The organism is Pseudoxanthomonas sp. SGNA-20 (assembly GCF_003931635.1).
Lineage (GTDB): Bacteria > Pseudomonadota > Gammaproteobacteria > Xanthomonadales > Xanthomonadaceae > Pseudoxanthomonas.
In genome coordinates, this window is the sequence record NZ_RRYK01000002.1 from 73345 (window position 1) to 87859 (window position 14515).

At 72.0% G+C, this 14515-nt stretch carries 12 protein-coding genes; 4 read left to right on the top strand and 8 right to left on the bottom strand.

Going from position 1 to position 14515, the window contains the following annotated elements:
* Positions 1 to 111 precede the first annotated feature (111 nt).
* Entirely contained in the window at positions 112 to 2118 is a 2007-nt protein-coding gene (locus tag EIM48_RS05630; RefSeq protein ID WP_125111272.1) for an acetyl-CoA carboxylase biotin carboxylase subunit, read from the top strand.
* Positions 2115 to 3008 (top strand): hydroxymethylglutaryl-CoA lyase, encoded by an 894-nt coding sequence (locus EIM48_RS05635; protein WP_019399509.1) that lies wholly within the window; start codon positions 2115 to 2117, stop codon positions 3006 to 3008. Before EIM48_RS05630 ends, EIM48_RS05635 begins: the two co-directional genes overlap by 4 nt.
* Positions 3009 to 3214: 206 nt before the next feature.
* Here EIM48_RS05635 and EIM48_RS05640 read toward each other — a convergent pair whose 3' ends face one another.
* Together EIM48_RS05640 and EIM48_RS05645 are read right to left on the bottom strand one after the other, a co-directional pair.
* On the bottom strand, positions 3215 to 3913 hold the full coding sequence (locus EIM48_RS05640) for an MOSC domain-containing protein (protein WP_125076318.1): 699 nt from the start codon (positions 3911 to 3913) through the stop codon (positions 3215 to 3217).
* Positions 3914 to 3962: 49 nt separating this feature from the next.
* Positions 3963 to 5162 carry a PLP-dependent aminotransferase family protein gene (locus EIM48_RS05645; RefSeq protein WP_125111273.1) on the bottom strand — a complete coding sequence of 400 codons (1200 nt, stop codon included), beginning with the start codon at positions 5160 to 5162 and terminating at the stop codon, positions 3963 to 3965.
* Between the two features lie 144 nt (positions 5163 to 5306).
* Here EIM48_RS05645 and EIM48_RS05650 point away from each other — a divergent pair, with 144 nt between their 5' ends.
* Entirely contained in the window at positions 5307 to 5495 is a 189-nt protein-coding gene (locus EIM48_RS05650) for a hypothetical protein (protein WP_019399506.1), read from the top strand.
* 4 nt (positions 5496 to 5499) lie between these two features.
* Here EIM48_RS05650 and EIM48_RS05655 read toward each other — a convergent pair whose 3' ends face one another.
* The 6 genes from EIM48_RS05655 to hrcA all read right to left on the bottom strand — a co-directional run bounded on the left by EIM48_RS05655 (position 5500) and on the right by hrcA (position 12658).
* Positions 5500 to 6615, bottom strand: coding sequence for a prephenate dehydrogenase (locus EIM48_RS05655; protein WP_028915611.1), 1116 nt, complete (start codon positions 6613 to 6615; stop codon positions 5500 to 5502).
* A gap of 14 nt (positions 6616 to 6629) precedes the next feature.
* Positions 6630 to 7547: a pyridoxal kinase gene (gene pdxY, locus EIM48_RS05660; RefSeq protein ID WP_019399504.1), complete on the bottom strand. Its 918-nt coding sequence runs from the start codon at positions 7545 to 7547 to the stop codon at positions 6630 to 6632.
* Positions 7548 to 7736: 189 nt separating this feature from the next.
* Positions 7737 to 8855, bottom strand: a complete 1119-nt coding sequence (gene dnaJ / locus EIM48_RS05665; protein ID WP_019399503.1) for a molecular chaperone DnaJ — start codon at positions 8853 to 8855, stop codon at positions 7737 to 7739.
* A gap of 121 nt (positions 8856 to 8976) precedes the next feature.
* A complete protein-coding gene (gene dnaK / locus EIM48_RS05670; protein ID WP_125108645.1) occupies positions 8977 to 10902 on the bottom strand; it encodes a molecular chaperone DnaK in 1926 nt (641 codons plus the stop codon).
* Between the two features lie 105 nt (positions 10903 to 11007).
* Entirely contained in the window at positions 11008 to 11523 is a 516-nt protein-coding gene (gene grpE / locus EIM48_RS05675) for a nucleotide exchange factor GrpE (RefSeq protein WP_125111274.1), read from the bottom strand.
* Between the two features lie 70 nt (positions 11524 to 11593).
* The gene (gene hrcA / locus EIM48_RS05680) at positions 11594 to 12658 is read right to left on the bottom strand and encodes a heat-inducible transcriptional repressor HrcA (protein WP_125111275.1); all 1065 of its coding nucleotides are present in this window, start codon (positions 12656 to 12658) and stop codon (positions 11594 to 11596) included.
* 118 nt (positions 12659 to 12776) lie between these two features.
* Between hrcA and recN the strand changes: the two genes are divergently transcribed.
* A complete protein-coding gene (recN, locus tag EIM48_RS05685; protein ID WP_028915613.1) occupies positions 12777 to 14513 on the top strand; it encodes a DNA repair protein RecN in 1737 nt (578 codons plus the stop codon).
* The last annotated feature ends 2 nt before the right edge of the window (positions 14514 to 14515 follow it).

Consider the following 14515-nt stretch of genomic DNA (forward strand, 5'->3'; position numbering starts at 1 on the left):
CACCGCGCGCCGGCCCGGCCGTCACCGGGGCCGGCACCGCGGACTGATCGTGTTCCAACCGCGTGCCCTGCGCCGCGGTTCCCACCTGGACCCGCCATGCCTGCAAGCCCGTTGTTCAAGCGCCTCCTGATCGCCAACCGCGGCGAGATCGCCTGCCGCGTCATCCGCACCTGCCGGCGCCTGGGGATCGAGACCGTGGCGGTGTACTCGGAGGCCGACGCCGGCGCCCTGCACGTGCGCATGGCCGACCATGCCGTGTGCATCGGCGGCGCGGCACCGGCCGAGAGCTACCTGCGCGGCGAGGCGGTGATCGACGCCGCGCTGCGCAGCGGCGCCGAGGCCATCCATCCCGGCTACGGCTTCCTGTCCGAGAACGCCGGCTTCGCCGAGGCGGTGGCCGCGGCGGGCCTGGTGTTCGTCGGTCCGCCGGCATCGGCCATGCAGCGCATGGGCAGCAAGGCCGGCGCCAAGCAGCTGATGGCCGCCGCCGGCGTCCCGGTCGTCCCCGGCTACAACGGCGAGGACCAGTCCGCGGAAACACTGGCGGCCGAGGCGCAACGCACCGGCTTCCCGCTGATGGTCAAGGCGGCGCACGGCGGCGGTGGCAAGGGCATGCGCGTGGTGCACGCGCCGGAGGACTTCGCCGCCGCGCTGGAAAGCTGCCAGCGCGAGGCACGCAACGCCTTCGGCCGCGACCGCGTGTTGCTGGAGCGCTACGTGCGCTCGCCGCGGCATATCGAGATCCAGGTGTTCGCCGACAGCCACGGCCAGGTGATCCACCTCAACGAGCGCGAATGCTCGGCCCAGCGCCGCTACCAGAAGGTGCTGGAGGAGTCGCCCTCGCCGTTCCTGACCCCGCGGCTGCGCGCGGCCATGGGCGAGGCGGCGGTCGCCGCGGCGCGCGCGATCGGCTACGTCAACGCCGGCACGGTCGAGTTCATCGTCGACCCGGAAGGCAACTTCTACTTCATGGAGATCAATACCCGGCTGCAGGTCGAGCATCCGGTGACCGAGATGGTCACCGGCCTGGACCTGGTGGAATGGCAGCTGCGCGTGGCCGCCGGCGAGCCGCTGCCGCTGCGCCAGGACCAGGTGCCGCAACGCGGCCACGCGATCGAGGTGCGGCTGTACGCGGAGGATCCGGATTCGGGCTTCCTGCCGGCCTCGGGCACGCTGCGCACGCTGGCCCTGCCCTCGCCCTCCGCACACGTGCGCGTGGATGCGGGCGTCGAACAGGGTGATGCGGTGAGCGTGTTCTACGATCCGATGATCGCCAAGCTGATCGTGCACGACGTGGACCGCCCCGCGGCGCTGGCCGGCCTGCGCGCGGCGCTGGCGCAATGCCATGTCGCCGGGCTGAAGACCAACATCGGTTTCCTCGAGGCGCTGGCGCGGCATCCGGCGGTGGTCGAGGGCCGGATCGACACCGGCTACCTGGACCGCCATCTGGACGAGTTCCTGCACGGCGGCGATGCGGCAGGCAGCGCCGAACTGGCGATCGCGGCGGTGGCGTTCCTGCTGCGTGCACAGCAGGCCGAGGCCGCACGGGCCGCGGCCGGCGCGGAGCCGCATTCGCCCTGGGCGCTGGCCGATGGCTGGCGCCTGCATGGGCGCGCCGCGCGCCACCTGCGCCTGCGCTGCGGTGAAGCCACGCACGAGGTGCTGGCGCGCGGCCATGGCGGCCAGTGGCAGCTGTCGGTGGATGGCCGGGAACACGCCGTCGACGGCGCGCGCACGCATGATGGCTGGGTGGAACTGCTGCTGGACGGTGCCGGCCGCCGCGCGCGCATGCGCTTCGACGGCGAGGTGCTGGAACTGCATGACGGCCGGCGCCGCCTGCAGGTCGCGCGCCTGTCCGGCGAACGCGCCGGCGGCGAGGAAGGCGGCGGCGACGGCCAGGTGCGTGCGCCCATGCCCGGCCGCGTGGTGGTCGTGCGGGTCGGGCCCGGGCAGCAGGTCGAGGCCGGTGCCGAGCTGCTGGTGATGGAGGCGATGAAGATGGAGCTGTCGGTCAAGGCGCCGCGCGCCGGCATCGTTTCCGCGCTGCGCGCTGCGGCCGGCGACTTCGTCGAGGCCGAGGCGGTGCTGGCCGTGGTCGGCGACGCGGAGGCGGCATGAGCGAGTTCGTGCGCATCGTCGAGGTGGCCCCGCGCGACGGCCTGCAGAACGAGGTCGCGATGGTTGCCACCGCGGACAAGATCGCGCTGGTGGACCGGCTCTCGGCCACCGGCCTGCGCAGCATCGAGGCCACCAGCTTCGTCAGCCCGAAATGGGTGCCGCAGCTGGCCGACGCGGCCGAGGTGATGGCCGGGATCCGGCGTCGGCCGGGGGTCGCCTATCCGGTACTGGTGCCCAACCTGCAGGGCTACGAGCGCGCGCGCGCCGCGGGCGCGGAGGAAGTGGCGGTGTTCACCGCCGCGTCGGAAGCCTTCAACCGGAAGAACACCAATGCCTCGATCGACGAGTCGATCGAGCGCTTCATGCCGGTGCTCGAGCGCGCCCGCGCCGACGGCGTGCGCGTGCGTGGCTATGTCTCCACCGTGCTGGGCTGCCCCTACCAGGGACAGGTGCCGCTGGCCGACGTGGTCCGGGTGGCGCGGCGGCTGCACGCGCTGGGCTGCTACGAGGTCTCGCTGGGCGACACCATCGGCGTGGGCACTCCGCGCAAGGCGCGGGAAATGCTGCTGGCGGTCGCCGCCGAGGTGCCGATGCAGGCGCTGGCAGTGCATTTCCATGACACCTGGGGCCAGGCCCTGGCCAATGTCGCCGCCTGCGTGGAAGCCGGCGTGCGCGTGGCCGACGCCGCGGTCGCCGGCACCGGCGGCTGCCCCTACGCGCGCGGCGCCAGCGGCAACCTCGCGACCGAGGACCTGGTGTACATGCTGCACGGCATGGGCCTGGAGACCGGGGTCGACCTGGAGGCGCTGGCGGAGACGGGGCGTTGGCTGGCTGGTGTGCTGGGCCGCACGACCGGCAGCAAGGTTGGGCAGGCGCTGGCGCGGGAGTGAGCGAAGCCGGACGCGCTTCGTCTGGCCGGCCTCCCCCTTCGCGGCGGAACGTTGCAGGGCGCGCGCGATGCTGCGATCGGCGCGGCGACTGGCACACCGGCCCTCACCCCGGATGCGCTTCGCTTATCCGGCCACGTGATGCGGCGGATGGACGGCTTCCCTGGCCCTGCCGGGAATCATCCTCTCTGGAGGCAGAGGGAACGCCGTCAACCCTGCGGGCCTTGCAGGCGCGAATCCCAGCTTTCGGTCTGGCCCTGTTCGAGGCGGCGCTCGAAGGTGCGCTGCCAGGAAGGCACCAGCGGTAGCCGCAGCGCCGCGCGCAGTTCGTCCTGGTCCAGGGTGCGCCGGTACAGCAGCGCGGCCAGGCGTGGCAGCGGCCATTCCGGATACGGGCGTTCCAGCAGGAGCAGGTCATCGCCGGCCTGAACCTGGCCGGGTTCGAGCACGCGGTAGTACCAGCCACTGCGGCCGCTGTCCTGCACCCGGCGCGCCATGTCCGGCACGCCGAAGCGGTCGGACAGCTTCCAGCACGGTTGCCGCCCCTGCGCCACCTCGACCACGGCCGTGCCCAGGCGCAGGCGGTCGCCGAGGCAGATACCGGACTCGGTGACGCCGTTGGTGCTGATGTTCTCGCCGAACGCGCCGGCGGCCTGCAGCAGCGGATGCGCGCCGATTTCCGCGGCCCACGCCGCGTAGTGGTCGCGGGCGTAGTGGTGGATGGCCTTGTCGGGACCGCCATGCACGCGGCGGTCGCCCTGTTCGTCGCCCTGCAGGCCCTCGGGGCCGATCGCGACCGGCCCCTGGCGTGGTTGCTTGGCGATCGCGCTGCGGCTGCCGGGCCGGGTATACGGCACGGCCGTGCCGGTGAGCACGGACTCGACCCGGGCCAGGACGCGCGCGCTCACGCGCCCACCACCGCGCCGACAGGACGGCGATGGGCACGTGCCGCCGGCATCAGGCCGCCGCGGGCAGTGCCGCGATCTCGGCCTTCAGCAGCTCGCCCAGGACCTTGATGCCCTGGTCGATCTTCTCCGCCGGCACGGTCACGAAGGACAGGCGCAGGGTGTTGCGGCGCGGTTCGGCGGCGTAGAACGGCGCGCCCGGCACGAAGGCCACGTTGCGCTCGATTGCCTTGGCCAGCAGCGCGCCGGTATCGATGCCTTCCGGCAGCTCGACCCAGATGAACATGCCGCCTTCCGGGCGGTTCCAGCGCGCTTCCTTGGGGAACTCGCGCTCCAGCGCCGCCAGCATGTGCTGGCACTGGGCGCCGTACAGGCTGCGGATCGAGGGGATGTGGCGGTCGATGAAGCCGTCCTGCGCCGCCTCGTGGACGATGCGCTGCGAGAACGACGGGGTGTGCAGGTCGGCGGCCTGCTTGGCCTGGACCATCTTGCCGAGGATCTCCTCCGGCGCCACCACGTAGCCCAGGCGCAGGCCCGGGGCCAGCACCTTGGAGAACGAGCCCATGTAGATCACGCCGTCGGGGTTCATCGACAGCAGGCTGGGCAGCGCCTCGCCGCCGTAGGACAGCTCGCCGTACGGGTCGTCCTCGACCAGCGGCACGCCGGCCCTGGCGGCCAGCTCGACCAGGGCCTTGCGGCGCTCCAGCGGCATGCGCCGGCCGGTCGGGTTCTGGAAGTTCGGCAGGCAGTACAGGAAGCGCGCGCCTTCCAGGTCGGCCGGGGTGATCTGGTCGGTGACGATGCCCTGGGCGTCGCTGGGCAGGGAGGCGAACTTCGGCGCGAACAGCGAGAACGCCTGCAGCGCGCCGAGGTAGCTCGGGGTTTCGACCAGGACCTTGCTGCCCTCGTCGATCAGCACCTTGCCAAGCAGGTCCAGGCCCTGCTGCGAGCCGGTGGTGATCAGCACGCGCGAGGCCGGGATCTTCGCGCCATTGCGGCCCAGGCGCTCGGCCACCCATTCGCGCAGCGGGGTGTAGCCTTCGGTCGGGCCGTACTGCAGGGCCGCGTGCGGGGCCTCGCGCAGCACCTTCTCGGTGGCCTCGCGCATGCGCTCGACCGGGAAGGTCGCCGGAGACGGCAGGCCGCCGGCGAAGGAAATGACTTCGGGACGCTCGGTGACCTTGAGGATCTCGCGGATCGCAGAGCTGGTGAGGGCCCGGGCGCGCCCGGACAGCGTGAATTGGGTGCTCATGGGCCTAGTCTAACGGTTATGCCCGCCGCGGGCCCATTGCTGCGGCGCAGCGCCCGGGGCACCCGCAGACCGGTTCTTCACGCCGGCCCGCCGCATCCTTGCAGGCCGACGGGCGCGGCGCCCGATGCACCCCAGGAGGCAGGCATGTCTTTCCGCCAGTTCCCCGCCACCGGCAACGACGGCAACGCCTACGTCATCATCGAGTTCCACGACGAGAACGGCCCCGACGGCCGCCCGTCCCTGCGCTACGAACTGCCCGACGGCCAGCGCCTGGTGCGCAAGGACAAGCAGTTCAGCAACGAGGACGGCAGCCTGGTGCTGACCGCCGACTGAGGGCTCAGGGCCGTTCCAGCACCCGGCCCAGGCCGCTGCGGTCGATCGCCCCGGCCGCGGCGCGCAGGCGCTCGACGTCGGCGTCGGCGTCGAAGCCGATGCGGAAGTGCACCTCGCCGGCCGGGGTGCGCGAGGAGTGGATCGAGGTCAGGTTGATGCCGTGCTCCTCGAACACGTGCAGCAGCGCGCGCAGCGAGCCAGGGCGGTCCTCCGGCAGGTGCACGCTCAGGCGCCGGCTCTCGGTGAGGTCGGCCAGCAGGTAGCCCACCCGTTCGAAGGTGTAGCTGCCCTCTTCCAGCGCGGCCTCGCCCCAGGCGGCGCGATTGGCGGCCAGGTAGTGCTCGCGGAACTCGGCCCGCGCCTGGTCGTCGCCACGGGCCACCAGCACCTGCAGCCGCGCGATCTCCGCCGCCAGCCGCGACAGCACCTCCACGGTGTGCGGATTGCCGAACTGGATGTCCTCGTACACCTGCGGGTTGAGCGAAAGGATGCGCGCGGCCACGGCCGCGTCCATCTCGAAGCCGATCGAGCGGTACGGCATCAGCTCGGCCGGGCCGCCCAGTTCGCCGGCGAAGCTGCGCAGCACCCCGGCCTGGCCGAGGTGCACGGCATGCACCATCGCCTGCACCAGGGCCATGACCCGGTCGTGGTGCGCCGGGGTGGCGCGCACGTATTCGCCCTGCAGCGCGTGCAGCAGCTGGTCGACCCAGCCGCGCCAGTGCTCGAGGCGTTCCTCGCACACCACAACCACCCGCCCGCGCAAGGTCGGGGTCTTCAGCGGCGCGGTCATCGGATGCAGGCCCACAACCTCGGCGCGCGAAGCCAGCATGGCCGCCACCGGCGCCTGCTTGATCGAGGTGATGTCCAGCCACAGGCGGCCGGCCTCGCGCCCGGCCGAGCGCTGCACGTAGTCGCCAATCAGCGTGGCGGCGTCGCGGATCGGCACGCTGAACACCAGTACGTCGGCCTCGGCCAGCAGGCGCTCGGACGGATCGCTGCCCGGGTCGGCCGGGTCGTGGCCCAGCACCCGCAGTCCCATGCGGTCCTCGAAGAAGCGGCGCAGCCAGCGGCCATAGGCCCCGGCACTGCCCACCACGCCCACCACCGGATGGGCCGGCACCCCCACGCTGCCGCTCAAAGCGCCACCGCCGGGAAGCGCGCCGGGCCGGAAGCCAGCGCCGCGGCCGCCGCCGCCTGCACGTCCAGCTCCTCCCAGCCGTTGGCCAGGGTCGACTCCAGGGTGGCGTGCACGCCGGCCAGGGCGCGCTCGGCGGCGCGTTGCGGCGCTTCGCCGCGCAGCAGGAAGGTCGCCACCAGCGCGGTGAGCACGTCGCCGGTGCCGGCCACGTCCACCGCCAGGCGTGGCGAGCGCAGGCGCCAGGCCTGTTCGCGCCCGACCAGCAGGGTCAGCAGCTGGTCGCCATCGTCCTCGCCCTCGCCCACCACGCTGTGCGCCAGCACCCACTGCGGGCCGCGCTGCAGCAGCTCGCGCGCGGCCTGCAGCGCGTCGGATTCGCGCAGCGCCGGCCGGCCGGCCAGGCGCTCCAGCTCGAAGGCGTTGGGCGTGACCATCCACGCCAGCGGCAACAGGCGCTGCACGAACACCTGCTCCAGCCCGGGTTCGACGTAGGCACCGGTATGGGTATCGCCAATCACCGGGTCCAGCAGGTAGCGCGGCGCCGTGCCGGCGGCATGGTTGCGCTCCAGCCAGGTGGCGAAGGCCTCGCCGTTGGCGACGCTGCCGAAGTAGCCGGAGGCCAGCAGCGGCGCGCGCGCGGTGACGCCGCGCTCGTCCAGGCCCAGCAGCAGCTCGGCCAGCCAGTCGGCCGGCAGCACCCTGCCGCGCAGGGTCGGGTAAAAGGGGGTGTTGCTGAACAGCGTGGTCGGCACCTCGGCCACGCGCACGCCCAGCATGCGCAACACCGGCGTGGCCGCGCTGTTGCCGGCGTAGCCGTAGGCCAACTGCGACTGGACGGACACCAGGTCCACCGGCGAAGGCCCCTGCGGGCGGTTGCGGCGCTCGTGGACCAGGTGGCTTTCCAGTTGGCTCATGCGGAGGGCTTCGGAAGGAGGCAGCGCATGCTAGCGCGTGCTTCCGGGCGCCGCGCGCAGCGTTTCAGGAGCAACGGAAATATGCCGATTCCGGCAGGTTTCCCGCCGGACGCGACAGAAAGCGGGCCCGCAACGCGGGCCCGCCGGAAAGATCGATGCGCAAACCGCGACGCCTCGCCGCGGCATGCCTCAGGACGAGGTCATGCGCCCCCAGAACGCCTTGACGCCGTCGAGGAAGGTGGCCGAACGCGGCGAGTGCCGGCGGCCCTCCTCGCCAGTGAAGGTGGCCTCGAACTTCTCCAGCAGTTCGCGCTGCTCGGCGGTGAGGTTGACCGGGGTCTCCACCACCACGCGGCAGTAGAGGTCGCCCGGGGCGCGGCTGCGCACCGAACGCACGCCCTTGCCGCGCAGGCGGAAGGTCTTGCCGGTCTGGGTCTCGGCCGGGATCCGGATCTCGACCTCGCCGCCCAAGGTGGGCACCGAGACCACGTCGCCCAGCGCGGCCTGGGAGATGCGGATCGGCACCTCGCAGTGCAGGTCGTCGCCGTCGCGGGTGAAGATCGCATGCTCGCGCACGCGCACTTCGACGTAGAGGTCGCCCGGCGGAGTGCCGGGCGGGCCGGCCTCGCCCTCGCCGGTCAGGCGGATGCGGTCGCCGCTGTCCACGCCGGCGGGGATCTTGACCGAGAGGACCTTCTCGTCCTCCACGCGCCCGGCGCCATGGCACTTGCGGCACGGGTTGCGCACCACCTGGCCCCGCCCACCGCAATCGGGGCAGGTCTGCTGCATGGCGAAGATGCCGCGCTGGAAACGGACCTGGCCGTGGCCGTGGCAGGTGCCGCAGGTCTCGACCTTGCCGTCCTCCGAGCCGCTGCCCTTGCAGGCCTCGCACTCGGACAGGGTCGGGATCTCGATGCGCTTCTCGACGCCGGCGACCGCCTCCTCCAGGTCCAGCTCCATGACGTAGCCGATGTCCGCGCCGCGCCGTGCGCCGCGCCCACCACCGCCGCCGAAGATGGTCCCGAAGATGTCGCCGAAGATGTCGTTCATGTCCGGCGCGGGGCCACCCCCGCCACCCATGCCATGCTCGAACGCGGCATGGCCATGGGCGTCATAGGCACGGCGCTTGCCCGGGTCGGACAGGACCTCGTAGGCCTCCTTGCATTCCTTGAACGCGGCTTCCGCGGCGGCGTCCCCCGGGTTGCGGTCCGGGTGGTACTTCATCGCGCAGCGGCGATAGGCCTTCTTCAGCTCCTCGTCGCTGGCGGTGCGGGACACGCCGAGGACTTCGTAGTAGTCGCGTTTCATCGGGATGCAGTGATTCGTGATTCGTTATTGGTGATTCGAGGGTACACGTCCACGGCGATCCGCCGGGAAAGAGCGGGGCCGGGGGCCCCGCTCTTTCCAGCCACGAATCACCCGTCACCAATCACGGCTTCTTGTCGTCCTTGACCTCGGTGAACTCGGCGTCGACCACGTCGTCCTGGGCCGTGCCACCCGGGGCCGCACCGCCGGCCGCGCCGGCATCGCCCTGGCCGGCGGCCGCGGCCGCCGCGTACAGCGACTGCCCGGCCTCCTCCAGCGCCTTGGCCTTGGCCTCGATCTGGGCCTTGTCGTCGCCCTTGAGCGCGGTCTCCAGGTCGGCGATCGCCGACTCTACGCGGCCGATCACGTCGCCCGGCACCTTGCTGCCGTGTTCGGTGATGGCGCTGCGGGTGGCGTGGATCAGGCCGTCGGCCTGGTTCCGGGCCTGGACCAGCTCCTGGAACTTCTTGTCTTCCTCGCGGTGCGCCTCGGCGTCGGCGACCATCCGCTGGATCTCCTCCTCGGACAGGCCCGAGCCGGCCTTGATCTCGACCTTCTGCTCCTTGCCGGTCTTCTTGTCCTTGGCCGACACGTGCAGGATGCCGTTGGCGTCAATGTCGAAGGACACCTCGATCTGCGGCATGCCGCGCGGAGCGGGCTCGATGCCGGTCAGGTCGAACTTGGCCAGCGACTTGTTGTAGCGGGCCTGCTCGCGTTCGCCCTGCAGCACGTGCACGGTCACGGCCGACTGGTTGTCCTCGGCGGTGGAGAACACCTGCGAGGCCTTGGTCGGGATCGTGGTGTTCTTCTCGATGATCTTGGTCATCACCCCGCCCAGGGTCTCGATGCCCAGGCTCAGCGGGGTCACGTCCAGCAGCAGCACGTCCTTGACGTCGCCGGCCAGCACGCCGCCCTGGATCGCGGCGCCCAGCGCCACGGCCTCGTCCGGGTTGACGTCCTTGCGCGGCTCCTTGCCGAAGAACTCGGCCACGGCCTGCTGCACCTTGGGCATGCGGGTCTGGCCACCGACCAGGATCACCTCGCCGATGTCGGAGGCGCGCAGGCCGGCGTCCTTGAGCGCCACCCGGCACGGCTCGATCGAGCGCTTGACCAGGTCGTCGACCAGCGCCTCGAGCTTGGCCCGGGTCAGCTTGATCGCCAGGTGCTTCGGGCCGGTCGCGTCGGCGGTGATGTACGGCAGGTTGACCTCGGTCTGCTGCGCGCTGGACAGCTCGATCTTGGCGCGCTCGGCCGCGTCCTTCAGGCGCTGCAGGGCCAGCGGGTCCTTGCGCAGGTCGATGCCCTGGTCCTTCTGGAACTCCTCGACCAGGTAGTCGATGACGCGCGAGTCGAAGTCCTCGCCGCCGAGGAAGGTGTCGCCGTTGGTGGCCAGCACCTCGAACTGCTTCTCGCCGTCGATCTCGGCGATCTCGATGATCGACACGTCGAAGGTGCCGCCGCCCAGGTCGTAGACCACGATCTTGCGGTCGCCGCCGGCCTTGTCCAGGCCGTAGGCCAGGGCCGCCGCGGTCGGCTCGTTGATGATGCGCTTGACGTCCAGGCCGGCGATGCGGCCGGCGTCCTTGGTCGCCTGGCGCTGGCTGTCGTTGAAGTATGCCGGGACGGTGATCACCGCCTCGGTGACCGTCTCGCCCAGGAAGGCCTCGGCGGTCTTCTTCATCTTCTCCAGCACCTTGGCCGAGATCTCCTGCGGGGCCATCTTGCGGCCCTCGCTGGTCTCGACCCAGGCGTCGCCGTTGTCGTGCTGGCGGATCGCGTACGGGACCAGGCCCAGGTCCTTCTGGACTTCGGCGTCGGTGAACTTGCGGCCGATCAGGCGCTTGACGGCGTAGAAGGTGTTCTTCGGGTTGGTGACGGCCTGGCGCTTGGCCGGCGCGCCGACCAGCACCTCGCCGTCCTTGGTGTAGGCGACGACCGACGGGGTGGTGCGATCACCCTCGGCGTTCTCGATCACGCGGGCCTTGCCGCCCTCCATGATCGCGACGCACGAGTTGGTCGTGCCCAGGTCGATGCCGATGATCTTGCTCATTGATTGGGTGCTCCCTGGAATGTGTTGGGCCGGTGCTGCCTTGGCCTTTGATCGCTAGATAAGGGTGGGCCGGCGCCGTTCAAGTAGGCGCATTCAGCCGGATGTTCAGTCGTGGCGGGCCACCACCACCAGCGCCGGCCGCAGCAGGCGCTCGTTGAGCAGGTAGCCCTTCTGCAAGACCTGCAGCACGGTGCCCGGGGCGGCGTCGCCCGGATCGGCCTGGCTGATGGCCTGGTGGTGTTCGGGGTTGAACGGCTGGCCGGCAGGATCGACCACGACCAGGCCGTTGTCGGCGGCGACCTTCAGCAGCTGGCGCTTGGTCAGCTCCAGGCCCTCGCGCAGCGGGCTTTCCTGCTCGCCGGCGGCGGCCAGGCCGGCATCCAGGCTGTCCAGCACCGGCAGCAGCTCGCCCAGCAGCTTCTCGTTGGCGAAGCGGCGGGCCTGCTCAATGTCGCGCGCCACGCGCTTGCGCTGGTTCTCCAGGTCGGCTCGCTCGCGCAGGGAATCCATGCGCAGCTGCTCGATCTCGCCCCGCAGGGCCTCGATCTCCTCGCGCAGCTGGGCCTCGATGCTGGCCTCGGCTTCCTGCGGCTGGGGGGACTGGATGTCGTTTTCGGTCATTGCAAATCGGCTCCGTGGCGGCGCTCCCGGCCGCCCATCCCCGCCCCAATGGGGGCCGGAACGGAGCGATTCAAGGCTGGGACGGTCCGGCCGAGCCTTCCAGGGCCGCCCCGAGCACGTCGGCGGCCGCCTGGACCACCGGGATCACCCGGTCGTAGGCCATCCGCGTCGGGCCGATCACCCCCAGCACGCCCAGCACCTGCCCGCCGCTGCTGTAGGGGGCGGTGACCAGGGACACCCCGTCCAGCGGGGCCAGCCCGGTCTCCTCGCCTATGAATATGCGTACCCCGGGGGCACGCTGGGTGCGCTCCAGCAGCTGCAGGATCTCGCGCTTGCGGGCGAAGGCCTCGAACAGCTCGCGCAGGCGCTCCAGGTCCGACAGGTCCTGCAGGCCCAGCAACCGCGTCTGGCCGGCCACGACCATGTCGTCCCCCGGCGGCTCCAGGGCCTGTTCGGCCAGCTCCACCGACTGCGCCAGCAGCTGCTCCATCTCGTCCCGGGCCTGGCGCAGCTCATGCACCAGGGTGGCGCGGATGTGCGCCAGCGGACGCCCGGCGAAATGGGTGTTGAGGTAGTTGGCGACCCGCTCCAGCTCGTCCTGGCCGAAGGCCCGCTGCGGCTCGACCACCCGGTTCTGCACCTCGCCGTCGGCGAACACCACGATGGCCAGGATCCGGCGCCCGCCCAGCGGCACGAAGTCGATCTGGCGGAAGGCGAACTGGCTGCGGCGCGGCGCGCTGACCACCCCGACAAAGTGGGTCATGGCCGACAGCAACTCCGAGGCGTTGCCGAGCAGGGCCTGGGTCCCGGCCACGGCGGTCAGCTCCGCGCGCAGCCGGGCCAGCTCGTGCTCGCCCAGCGAGCGCACCTGCAGCAGGCTGTCCACGAACACCCGGTAGCCCTGGGCGGTCGGCACCCGCCCGGCCGAGGTGTGCGGCGAGCTGAGCAGGCCGATCTCCTCCAGCTCGGCCAGGATGTTGCGGATCGTCGCCGGGCTGACGTCCAGGCCCGAGTGCTTGGCCAGGGTCTGCGAGCCGACCGGCTCGCCATCGCGGATGTAGCGGCCGATCAGGGTGCGCAGCAGCTGGCGGGCACGCGGATCGAGCTGGACCTGGGCGGACGACGGGGTTGCCATGGGCAATAGATAGCGCCAGCCACCAGGGGTGGCAAGGCCGGCCGGGCCCTGCGTCTCAGCCGGCGCGACGGCCTGCGGCGAGCATCGCGCCGGTATCGGCCACCCCTACAATGTGACCATGCTGACCCATCTCGCCCTGAAGGATTTCGCCGTCGTCCGCGCCACGGAACTGGAGTTCGGACCCGGCATGACCGTGATCTCCGGCGAAACCGGCGCCGGCAAGTCGCTGCTGGTGGACGCCCTGGGGTTCCTGTCCGGACTGCGCGCCGACAGCGGCGTGGTCCGCCACGGCAGCGAGCGCGCCGAGCTGGCGGCCGGCTTCGACCTGTCCGGCAACCCCGCCGCGCGGCAGTGGCTGCGCGAACAGGAGCTGGACGAGGACGACGAGCAGTGCCAGCTGCGCCGGGTGATCCGCGCCGACGGCGGCTCGCGGGCCTGGATCAACGGCCGCCCGGTGACCCTGGCCCAGCTGGCCGAACTGGCCGGGCTGCTGGTGGAGATCCACGGCCAGCACGAGCACCAGTCCCTGCTCTCGCGCGCCAGCCAGCTGGCATTGCTGGACGCCCATGCCCGCAACGAGGCCGAGCGCGCCGCCGTGCGCGCGGCGGCCGTGGCCTGGCAGGCGCTGCTGGACGAGCGCGCGGACCTGCAGTCGCGCGGCGACGTCGGCGACCGCATCGGCTGGCTGGAGCACCAGCTGGCCGAGCTGGAACGCGAGGACCTGGACCCGGCCGCGCTCGAGGCGCTGGACCAGGCCCACCGCCGCCAGGCCAATGCCGCCGGGCTGATCGCCGCCTGCGAAGAGGCGCTGGCCCGGATCGACGGCGACGAAGGCCCCTCGCTCACCGGCCTGCTGCAGCAGGCGCGCAGCGGCCTGGCCCGCGCCGCTGGCGACGAGCCCCGCCTGGGCGAGGTCGACAGCCTGCTGGAAGGCGCGGCGGTGCAGCTGGAAGAAGCGCTGGCCCTGCTCGGCCGGATCCGCGACGACCTGGACCTTGACCCGGACCGCTTCGAGGAACTGGAACGCCGCCTCACCCGGGTCCACGACCTGGCGCGCAAGCACCGCCTGCCAGTGGCCGAGCTGGCCGCGCACCGCGACGCGATCGCGGCCGAGCTGGAACTGCTGCGCGGCGCCGGCGACCGCCTGCTGCAGCTGGATGCGGAGATCGCCAAGGCCAGCGCCCGCTGGCAGGAAGCCGCGGCGGCGCTGGGCGCCACCCGTCGTGCCGCCGGCGAGGCCCTGGCCGCGGCCACCACGGCGCTGATCGACGAGCTGGGCATGGGCGGCGGCCGTTTCCTGGTCGAACTGGAACCGGTGGCCGACGCCGGTTCGCGCCCGGACCCGAACGGCGCCGAGCGGGTCGAGTTCCTGGTCGCGGCCAATGCCGGGCAGCCGCCGCGTCCGCTGCGCAAGGTCGCCTCCGGTGGCGAGCTGTCGCGCATCTCGCTGGCGATCGAGGTCGCCGCGCTGGGTTCGGACGCGGTCCCGACCATGGTGTTCGACGAAGTCGACTCGGGCATCGGCGGCGCGGTGGCCGAGATCGTCGGCCGCAAGCTGCGCGCCCTGGGCCGCTCACGCCAGGTACTGTGCGTGACCCACCAGCCGCAGGTCGCGGCCCAGGGCCATGCCCACTACCGGGTCAGCAAGGCGCCGGTGGAAGGCATCACCCGCAGCTCGGTCGAGCGCCTGGACGGCGAAGGCCGGCTGGCCGAGGTGGCGCGCATGCTGGGCGGCGTCGAGGTCGGCCCGGAAGCGTATGCCGCGGCGCGGCGCCTGCTGGAGGAGGCGGTGGCCGCGGACGCCACTGCAACCGCGCCGAAGCGGACGCGCCAGCGCGCCACCGCCGCCGGCTGAGG

Bases quoted from the DNA above. Each gene is read 5' to 3' on its own strand.
- EIM48_RS05635 (WP_019399509.1), top strand. From the start codon at position 2,115: ATGAGCGAGTTCGTGCGCATCGTCGAGGTGGCCCCGCGCGACGGCCTG.
- EIM48_RS05645 (WP_125111273.1), bottom strand. From the start codon at position 5,162: ATGAGCACCCAATTCACGCTGTCCGGGCGCGCCCGGGCCCTCACCAGC.
- EIM48_RS05650 (WP_019399506.1), top strand. From the start codon at position 5,307: ATGTCTTTCCGCCAGTTCCCCGCCACCGGCAACGACGGCAACGCCTAC.
- pdxY (WP_019399504.1), bottom strand. From the start codon at position 7,547: ATGAGCCAACTGGAAAGCCACCTGGTCCACGAGCGCCGCAACCGCCCG.
- dnaJ (WP_019399503.1), bottom strand. From the start codon at position 8,855: ATGAAACGCGACTACTACGAAGTCCTCGGCGTGTCCCGCACCGCCAGC.
- dnaK (WP_125108645.1), bottom strand. From the start codon at position 10,902: ATGAGCAAGATCATCGGCATCGACCTGGGCACGACCAACTCGTGCGTC.
- grpE (WP_125111274.1), bottom strand. From the start codon at position 11,523: ATGACCGAAAACGACATCCAGTCCCCCCAGCCGCAGGAAGCCGAGGCC.
- hrcA (WP_125111275.1), bottom strand. From the start codon at position 12,658: ATGGCAACCCCGTCGTCCGCCCAGGTCCAGCTCGATCCGCGTGCCCGC.
- recN (WP_028915613.1), top strand. From the start codon at position 12,777: ATGCTGACCCATCTCGCCCTGAAGGATTTCGCCGTCGTCCGCGCCACG.